This is a genomic window from Mycobacterium sp. (genome assembly GCF_035697385.1).
Taxonomy (GTDB): Bacteria; Actinomycetota; Actinomycetes; order Mycobacteriales; family Mycobacteriaceae; genus Mycobacterium.
The window spans coordinates 1-5,740 of record NZ_DASSCY010000162.1 but is presented as its reverse complement, the minus strand read 5'-3'; the positions used below and the strand labels follow the sequence as shown (position 1 = coordinate 5,740).

7 protein-coding genes and 1 pseudogene are annotated in these 5,740 nt (G+C 65.5%); 4 read left to right on the top strand and 4 right to left on the bottom strand.

What is annotated here, in order from left to right; genetic code table 11:
- The 4 genes and pseudogenes from VFH65_RS13550 to VFH65_RS13535 all read left to right on the top strand — a co-directional run.
- Window positions 1–193, top strand: a pseudogene (locus tag VFH65_RS13550) (hypothetical protein); the annotation flags it as partial.
- Between the two features lie 66 nt (window positions 194–259).
- The gene (locus tag VFH65_RS13545) at window positions 260–955 is read left to right on the top strand and encodes a cutinase family protein (protein WP_353322200.1); all 696 of its coding nucleotides are present in this window, start codon (window positions 260–262) and stop codon (window positions 953–955) included.
- Between the two features lie 75 nt (window positions 956–1,030).
- Window positions 1,031–1,642 (top strand): cutinase family protein, encoded by a 612-nt coding sequence (locus VFH65_RS13540; protein WP_353322202.1) that lies wholly within the window; start codon window positions 1,031–1,033, stop codon window positions 1,640–1,642.
- A gap of 158 nt (window positions 1,643–1,800) precedes the next feature.
- On the top strand, window positions 1,801–2,415 hold the full coding sequence (locus tag VFH65_RS13535; protein WP_353322201.1) for a cutinase family protein: 615 nt from the start codon (window positions 1,801–1,803) through the stop codon (window positions 2,413–2,415).
- Here VFH65_RS13535 and truA read toward each other — a convergent pair.
- From truA to rpsD, 4 genes are all read right to left on the bottom strand, one after another.
- Complete coding sequence (gene truA / locus VFH65_RS13530) at window positions 2,412–3,278, bottom strand: tRNA pseudouridine(38-40) synthase TruA (RefSeq protein ID WP_353322199.1); 867 nt, start codon at window positions 3,276–3,278, stop codon at window positions 2,412–2,414. The two genes, VFH65_RS13535 and truA, sit on opposite strands and share 4 nt — an antisense overlap.
- Before the next feature lie 7 nt (window positions 3,279–3,285).
- Window positions 3,286–3,924 (bottom strand): 50S ribosomal protein L17, encoded by a 639-nt coding sequence (rplQ, locus tag VFH65_RS13525; RefSeq protein WP_353322198.1) that lies wholly within the window; start codon window positions 3,922–3,924, stop codon window positions 3,286–3,288.
- 58 nt (window positions 3,925–3,982) lie between these two features.
- Window positions 3,983–5,035, bottom strand: a complete 1,053-nt coding sequence (locus tag VFH65_RS13520; protein WP_353322196.1) for a DNA-directed RNA polymerase subunit alpha — start codon at window positions 5,033–5,035, stop codon at window positions 3,983–3,985.
- An 83-nt stretch (window positions 5,036–5,118) separates the two neighbouring features.
- Window positions 5,119–5,724 (bottom strand): 30S ribosomal protein S4, encoded by a 606-nt coding sequence (rpsD, locus tag VFH65_RS13515; RefSeq protein WP_353322194.1) that lies wholly within the window; start codon window positions 5,722–5,724, stop codon window positions 5,119–5,121.
- Window positions 5,725–5,740 lie beyond the last annotated feature (16 nt).

Here is a 5,740-nt window from a genome sequence, read left to right as displayed (position 1 = left end):
TGAAGCGATGACGCCCATTCAGGCCATCGGCGGCGCTGTGGTCCTCGTCGGGCTGGCGCTGGCTCGTCAAGGCGACCGCAGCGAGAAGGTGGCGGACGCGTTGCCGACGGACGTCGACGATTTGCCGGTAGGCGGTCAGCTCAGCTGTGCGTCGCACACAGCAACGACGAGCTCGCCGGGCCCGGCGGGCTGATCCAGCGACCACGCAACTGGCCGATGAGTTCCAAGACATCGGCGTCAATATGTGAGTATTAGCCGCATGCGCGCAGTTCCAGCTGTCCATGCGACGGTCCGGTTGACCGCCAACGCGGCTCTGGTCGCCCTCTCAGCAACGCTGACGTTCGCAGCAGCGACGATGGCCGTCGTTGCCGCCCCGCCCGCAGCAGCCCAGCCGGCGTGCCCGGGCGTCCACGTCGTATTCGCGCGGGGCACAGGCGAGCCCCCTGGCATCGGCCGTGTCGGCCAGGCCTTCGTCGATGCGCTGCGGGGCCAGATCGGGAACCGCACCCTGACGACATACGGGGTGAACTATCCCGCGTCGTACGACTTCGGCATGGCCTACGACGGCGCGAACGACGCGTCGGCCTACGTCGCGAACTTCGTCAAGACCTGTCCGACCACCCGCATCGTGCTGGGCGGATACTCCCAAGGCGCGGCCGTGATGGACATGCTGATGGGCATACCGCCACTGGGCAACAGGATCGGAAACCTGGGCGCACCCCTGCCCCCGGGCCTGTCCCCCAACGTGGCGGCTGTCGCGGCGTTCGGCAATCCGGCGACGAAATTCGGCAACCCCATCACCTCGGCGAATCACCTGTTTGCCGGCCGGGCCATCGACCTGTGCAAGGACGGCGACCCGATCTGCTCCGACGGCCGCAACCCGTTCGCTCATAGCGATTATGTGAGCGCTGGGCTCGCGAATCAGGCGGCAAGTTTCGTGGCGAGATTAGTTTAGCCTGACTAGGTGTTATCGTTTCTTGTGACTTTTCAACCGGTTCGCCGCCTGATCCTGGCATGTTCGGCTGCCCTGATGGCCGTCGGCTTTGCTGTCATCACACCGGCCGTCTCATCCGCACAGCCATGCCCCGACGTGGAGATCGTATTCGCCCGCGGCACTAGCGAACCCGTCGGCATCGGCCGCGTTGGCCAAGCCCTCGCCGATCAGCTGGCGCCCGCGCTCGGGGGCCGCAGCCTTGGCACCTACGGCGTGAACTATCCCGCGGGTTACGACTTCCTGACCACCGCCGACGGGGCCGCCGACGCGACCGCTCACATCGCCTCCATGGCGGCGCAGTGCCCGGGAACCCGCATTGTGCTCGGCGGGTATTCCCAAGGTGCCGCCGTGGTCGACATGCTCGCCGGGGTGCCACCGCTGGGCAACAAGGTCGGAAACATCGGATCCGCGCCCCCACTGCCTGCAAGTTCCGCCGGCAACATTGCCGCAGTGGTCGTATTCGGCAACCCTGCGACCAAGTTCGGGAACTCGCTGACGGCATCGGGGTCGTTCGCAGGCAGGGCGCTCGACTTCTGCAGCGACGGCGATCCGATCTGCTCGGACGGGCGCAATCCGTTCGCCCATACGCATTACGAATCCTCTGCCTTCATCAGCCAAGCGGCCAGCTTCGTGGCCGCAAGGGTTTAGTTGCGCAGCAGCCGGATTCGCTGTTGAGCAAATTATCTACGTCTGCGTCGATAGATTCGGTTACTATCGGCGGGGTGAAAACTGATCTTGAGCAACGCCGTTGGGGCCGTCGAGGCTTGTTGATCGCCACGACCGTTCTCCTTGCCGTGGCCGGGTTGATGGCGCCGATGGCTTTGCCCGGCGCCACCCATGTTGTCCCGTCCGCGTCGGCGGCCTGCCCCGCCGTCGAGGTGGTGTTCGCGCGCGGCCGTGTGGAGTCACCGGGTGTCGGGGTGCTCGGCAACGCGTTCATCAACTCGCTGCGCTCGAAGGCGAACAAGGACATCGGCGTCTACGCGGTGCGTTATGCCGCTGACAGCGACGTCGATGTAGGCGCCAACGATATGAGCGGGCACATTCAGCACATGATGAACACATGCCCGGATACGCGGTTGGTGCTGGGGGGCTATTCGCTCGGCGCGGCGGTCACCGACGTCGTGCTGGCGGTGCCGTTCGGCTTCTTCGGATTCGACAGCCCACTGCCACCGGGCGCCGACAGACATATCGCCGCAGTCGCCTTGTTTGGCAACGGCGCCGCCTGGGTGGGTCCGATCACGAACTTCAACCCGCTCTACAGCGACAGGACCATCGAGTTGTGCCACGGCGCAGACCCCATCTGCAACCCGGCCGATCCGAACACCTGGGAAGACAACTGGCCCGCCCACCTCGCCAGGGCGTACATCGATGGGGGCATGGCGAATCAGGCGGCCGACTTCGTCGCGGGCCGCATTTAATCGATGACTCGCAGGTCCCTGGTGACCTTCGTGCGCGCCTCGAGTTCATCGTCGGGCGGATAGTCCACGCCGACGAGCGTCAGCCCCTGTGGTGGTGCCGCCGCGAAATCGCTGGAGCGCCGCGTTGACGTCAACAGTGCAGCGCACCAACCGGGTTCGCGACGATGCTCCCCCACGGCCAGCAGGGCACCGACGAGGGATCGCACCATCGACCAACAAAACGCGTCGGCGGTGACGTAGGCGGTGACAGTGTCGCCGTCGCGTGTCCAATCCAGCCGCTGTAAATCCCGGATGGTGGTCGCGCCTTCGCGGTGCCTACAGAACGCGGCAAAGTCGCGCAGCCCCAACATGTCCCGCGATGCGGCGGACATCGCGTCGACGTCCAACGGTCGCGGCCACGGGGTCACGTACCTTGCCTGCTGCGGCTCCACCCCGTACGGTGCCGTCGACAACCGATACACGTAATGGCGGCGCAATGCCGAGAACCGGGCGTCGAAACCCGCTGGGGCGCGGTCGATGTCGAGCACCCGCACATCAGCAGGCAGGAACCGCGCGAGTCGTCGCACCAATGGCAGGAACTCCGGACCCGCATGCGTCGTGCGCGGATATACGTTGACGAGCGCGTCGGCAGGCACGTCGACATGCGTCACCTGACCCGTCGCGTGCACACCGGCGTCGGTACGCCCGGCCGCGCGCAGTTGCACAGGGCAGCGGAACACTGTGGACAGCGCGTCGTCGAGAACGCCTGCGACGGTGCGCTGTCCGGTCTGCGCGGCCCAGCCGGCGAAGTCGGTTCCGTCGTAGGCGATATCGAGCCGAAGACGAACAAACCCGCCACCGGAGTCGATGGCGGGCTCGTTCACAGCGTCACTAGGACTTGTCGTCATCCTTGTCGGAGTCAGCCTTCTCATCGGCCTCAGTCTCGGCCACTTCAGCCTCGGCCTCAGCTGCTTGCGCCTCCTCGATGGCGGCGTCTTCGGCCTTGACGTCCTCGACCGATTCCTCCGGACCGACTGTCGCCTCCGGCTCAACGGCTGCCTGCGGTGCCGCGGCGGCCGCCACAGGTGCGGCCTTCTTGGAAGCAGCCGCGCCGGACCCGACGTCGCCGCCGGAGCGGCTCCGGCGAGCACGGTTGGCCTCGTCGGTCACCGTCTTCTCCCGCACCAGCTCGATGACGGCCATCGGGGCGTTGTCGCCCTTGCGTGCCTCCACCTTGATGATGCGGGTGTAGCCGCCGTTGCGGTCGGAGAAGAACGGACCGATCTCGGCGAACAGCGTGTGCACCACGTCCTTGTCGCGGATCTTCTTCATCACCTCACGCCGGTTGTGCAGCGTGCCCTTCTTGGCGTGGGTGATGAGCTTCTCCGCATAGGGCCGCAACGCCCGCGCCTTGGGCTCGGTGGTCTTGATCCGGCCGTGCTCGAACAGCGACGTGGCCAGGTTGGCCAACAGCGCCTTCTGGTGCGAGGACGACCCGCCGAGGCGAGGACCCTTGGTGGGCTTGGGCATTGCGACTATCTCCTAATTGGGGCCGGTCCCCGTATCAGGTAGGACCGGGACGGACTTCTTAGAGCTGTTCGGTTTCGGCGTAGTCCTGGGTGTCGTCCAGGTCGTAACCGGCGTCGCTGTTCCAGGTGCCGGTGGCGACGTCGTAGCCGGCGACCTCGGACGGATCAAACGTCGCCGGGCTGTCCTTGAGCGACAGACCGAGCTGGTGCAGCTTGATCTTCACCTCGTCGATGGACTTCTGGCCGAAGTTGCGGATGTCCAGCAGATCAGACTCCGTGCGGGCGACGAGCTCGCCCACCGTGTGCACACCCTCGCGCTTGAGGCAGTTGTACGACCGCACCGTGAGGTCCAGATCGTCGATCGGCAGCGCGAACGAGGCGATGTGGTCGGCCTCGGCCGGCGACGGGCCGATCTCGATGCCCTCGGCCTCGACGTTGAGTTCCCGTGCGAGACCGAACAACTCGACCAGCGTCTTGCCCGCCGACGCCAGCGCGTCACGAGCGGTGATCGAGCTCTTGGTCTCGACGTCGAGGATCAGCTTGTCGAAGTCGGTGCGCTGCTCGACGCGGGTTGCCTCCACCTTGTAGGTGACCTTGAGCACCGGCGAGTAGATGGAATCGACTGGGATGCGGCCGATTTCGGCGCCCGATGCCTTGTTCTGCACCGCGGGCACGTAGCCACGGCCGCGCTCGACGACCAACTCGACCTCGAGCTTGCCCTTGTCGTTCAGTGTGGCGATATGCATGTCCGGGTTGTGCACCGTCACACCGGCGGGCGGGACGATGTCACCGGCGGTGACCGCGCCGGGCCCCTGCTTGCGCAGGTACATGGTGACCGGCTCGTCCTCCTCGGACGACACGACCAGACCCTTGAGGTTCAAGATGATGTCGGTGACATCTTCCTTGACGCCAGGGACGGTGGTGAACTCGTGCAGCACACCGTCGATGCGAATGCTGGTGACCGCCGCGCCCGGAATGGACGACAGCAGCGTGCGCCGAAGCGAATTGCCAAGGGTGTAACCGAATCCCGGCTCCAGCGGCTCGATGACGAACTGGGACCGATTCTCGGACTTGACCTCTTCGGCCAGTGTGGGTCGCTGAGAAATCAGCATGGTGTTTCTTCTCCTCCTCGGCACCCGCTATTTGATGCCGTTAGGTGTCCCGGACCGCCATTTTGACGGCCCGGGGGTACTACTTACTTCGAGTAGAACTCGACGATCAGCTGCTCGGTCAACGGCACGTCGATCTGTGCACGCTCGGGCAGCTGGTGGACCAGGATGCGCTGACGCTCGCCGACAACCTGCAGCCAGGCCGGGATCGGGCGGTCGCCCGCGGTCTCCCGCGCCACCTCGAACGGCAGCGTGTTCAGCGACTTGTCCTTGACGTCGATGATGTCGTATTGCGACACCCGGTAGCTCGGGATGTCGACCTTGACACCGTTGACGGTGAAGTGTCCGTGGCTGACCAGCTGGCGTGCCATGCGACGCGTGCGGGCAAGCCCGGCGCGGTACACGACGTTGTCCAGCCGGCTCTCCAGGATCTGCAGCAGGTTCTCACCGGTCTTGCCGGCGTGCCGGTTGGCCTCTTCGTAGTACCGGCGGAACTGCTTCTCCATGACGCCGTAGGTGAAGCGGGCCTTCTGCTTCTCCTGCAGCTGGGTGCGGTATTCGCTCTCCTTGATCCGCGCGCGGCCATGCTGGCCGGGCGGGTACGGACGACGCTCAAACGCCTGGTCGCCTCCGACAAGGTCGACGCGCAGACGACGCGACTTGCGGGTAACGGGGCCGGTATAACGTGCCATTTTTTATGCTTTCCTT